The following is a 2,850-nucleotide window of genomic DNA, read 5'->3' on the forward strand; positions in this document are numbered from 1 at the left end:
GCCACCGCTGGGACATTGAAGAAAATATCCTGACGGAAAAGCATCAGGGCTATCAGTACGAGCATGCTTTCTCCCTGAACTGGACGGCCATGCAAAACTGGCATTTGCTGATGCACCTGGGGCATCTGTTGAATATCCTGACCTTACATACGGAAGCCCTGATGGAGAAAGTCAGAACATGGGGCTTCCGGGGGACCTTCAAGTTTCTCCGGGAAACTTGGAGCAACCACTGGATTAAGCGCGACCAATTATTGGCTTTTTGTACGAAGGCTCCCAGAATACGCCTGGCCTTTAATTATTAATAGCGGCCCCCGGCAACTTAACCTCTTTTTTGAGCCCCCCAAAGGGTGGCTCGCTTTGCCGTACCCTTTTTACCCCTCTTTTTTCTACCCGCCAGCTTTTTAGCGTTTATAGAAGCTGTCGACCCTCCTGTTTTTTGGCTTTTACTGTTCATTCGCCGGATTGTGGTCCCTGAACTCGTCTTTATATATTTTCATGCGTCAGCACTGATTTTTGCCACTACATCTGTCAAGGGACAATGAAAATGTCACCCTAAAAAGGCCTTAAGGGGACAGAGAAAATGTCACCCCCCTTGACTAAGAGGCAAGGGATTATCAACGGGTAAAGGCATCACTTTTTTAGCCAGGTTAATAGGCATACGGTGCCAGGGATGGACCGGGGCCGGCTTATGAGCCTTGCTAGCTGGAGCCTTTTTAGGCTCTCCAGCCTTCACCGCAGGCGCCGAGGTAAACTCCTGTAATGCATAGTAATTACCGCCATAAAGGGCGCTGAAAGAACCGTCCAGCTGGGTAAGCACCTCAACAGTCGCCCGCGGGCGCAAAGGAACGACAGCACCCCTGACATCTACTAGCTGGTAAGTGTGGCCCGCGTAGGAGATAGAAGAACCGCGGGACGCCTTGCGTTCCTCACGCGTCGCAAGGATTTGCTTCAACCGGGCCGGAGGCGGGCAAGGAGCGTAAGCCGGTGCCGGGTCAGCAGGGGCAACGGCGAAACGTCGGTTAAACCTCTCCATAAAGCCCGGCAGGAAGGCATTAGCCGCCTCCAGGGTAGAGATGCCAGCCAGGCGGAGTTCAATCAGCAGGCGGCCCTGGAGGGTGCCCCAGAGGCGCTCAATGCGCCCCTTGGCCTGCGGTGAACGAGCCTTAATATGATTAATCCCCAGCTCAGAGATGGCCCGGCCGAACTGGGTCAGAGGAGCAGTCTGGCCAGCCAGTTCTTCCTCAATCGAGAGCCTGTCCTCCTTGGGGGAAAAGAAGATAGTATGGCGGTCAGAATATATACTTCTGGGCACGCCGAAATTCTGCACCACCTGGGACATTAGCTGTAGATAGCCGCGGAGGCACTCGTTTAGTTCAAAATGCAACCCCTGAACCTTGCCGGTGGCATCGTCAATAGAACCGTGCAAAGTAAGCTCCGGGCCGCGATCCTCCAGCCAGGCGAAGGGGCTGGCATCGACCTGGGAAAGGAGGCCCTCCTGGGGCAAACGGTCACGCGATTTCTGACGTTTGGGCGCCCTGTGGGTATGAGCCAGAGGGATACCAGCTCCCTTCAAGATCCGGCTCACAGTCTTAGCAGAGAGGCTTATGTCATAGAACTCCTCCAGGAGCTCAGCCACCTGCTGGCAGCTAGCATCACGAAGAGGGCCCCGGGCTAGCATGACCACCTTTTCCTTAGTCTTTTTAGGCACGGCATGCTTAGGAATCCGATCTCTGTTTTTATGAGCCAGGCCCGCAACACCTTCAGCTTTCATCCTCTCCTTCAAGCGGATGACCTGGCGTTCACTTAAGTCTAAGACCTCGGCAGCCTGCCTGTTAGTAATTTTGCCGTTAACGGCTTGCTCGATGACAAACACCCTGCGGGACTCTTTGGCACTCAAAAGAATTTCTCCTCTCATAGTGACATTTTCTCAGTCCGCTTACAGGGTGACAATATCACAGTCCGGTGACAGATCTATCAGCGGCGGCTTGACACTATCATTTAAGCTATATATAATATGATTAAATCCAGACTAATTTGGATGTGTTTGATAACTATGGAAGAAACGTGGGAAGTTTTAAAAACACTGGCGGATACCACACGGTTGGAAATTCTAAAGTTACTTTTAACTCATGATTTATGTGTGGGGGGATTAGCCCACCGCTTAGGCATTTCCTCTGCCGCCGTCTCACAACATTTACGTGTTTTGAGGAAAGCCGGATTAGTGAGGGGCGAAAAACGTGGTTACTGGACTCATTATGTGGTGGAACGGGATTTCCTCGTAAAAATTGCTGAAGACTTGAAGGAAATAGCGCTCGGTCCTGTTCGCTTAGAATGTATTTGTCGCAGGCGAACGGATAATGAGATAAATAATTTAGGAGGGAGTGAAGCAGAGTTGTGTACCAATAACTGTCAACACCCGGAGAAATTAAAAGGCAAACCGGGTGAATGTACCCCCGAGCAGATTAAAGAGTGCAACGGAGATTTTTTGAATTACCCTTGCGTCAAAAAAAAAAAAAAAGATTAAGACTATTTTTTTGGTTAATCCCGTGGTACCGGGATCAACTCTATCAGAAAGTAGCTAGAAAAATTATTGCCAATGAGGAGGGCATATTGTTTAATGCAGAAAATAGAAACTTTGCCCCGAGAGGTTGATTCCAAGGCTCCTTCGCTGCTGGATATTTTTTTGGCCTTTTTTAAGATGGGTATTACCGCATTTGGCCCAGCAATGATGGCAGAAACGAAAAAGAACATAGTTAAACGCAAGAGGTGGCTTAAAGAGGAAGAGTTTCTAAACGGTCTAGCCTTGGCGCAATTTTTACCGGGCGCAACCTTTGTCACGTTGACCGTATT

3 protein-coding genes and 1 pseudogene are annotated in these 2,850 nt (G+C 50.0%); 3 read left to right on the forward strand and 1 reads right to left on the reverse strand.

The genetic code is table 11. The features are described 5' to 3' along the window. A pseudogene (locus tag SDD30_RS17220) lies at positions 1-302 on the forward strand (transposase family protein); the annotation flags it as partial. Between the two features lie 281 nt (positions 303-583). Here the strand turns inward: SDD30_RS17220 and SDD30_RS17225 are convergent. Continuing rightward, positions 584-1,897: an ISNCY family transposase gene (locus SDD30_RS17225; RefSeq protein ID WP_434076161.1), complete on the reverse strand. Its 1,314-nt coding sequence runs from the start codon at positions 1,895-1,897 to the stop codon at positions 584-586. A gap of 156 nt (positions 1,898-2,053) precedes the next feature. On the opposite strand from SDD30_RS17225, the gene SDD30_RS17230 reads away from it, so the two are divergent. Both SDD30_RS17230 and SDD30_RS17235 read left to right on the forward strand, forming a co-directional pair. Then, positions 2,054-2,524, forward strand: coding sequence for an ArsR/SmtB family transcription factor (locus SDD30_RS17230; RefSeq protein WP_434076162.1), 471 nt, complete (start codon positions 2,054-2,056; stop codon positions 2,522-2,524). 93 nt (positions 2,525-2,617) lie between these two features. Further along, positions 2,618-2,850, forward strand: a 233-nt coding sequence (locus tag SDD30_RS17235) for a chromate transporter (protein WP_434076163.1), incomplete at its 3' end; no start/stop codon positions are given.

The sequence above is a fragment of the Moorella naiadis (nom. illeg.) genome (assembly GCF_051020825.1).
GTDB lineage: Bacteria > Bacillota > DSM-521 > Neomoorellales > Neomoorellaceae > Neomoorella > Neomoorella naiadis.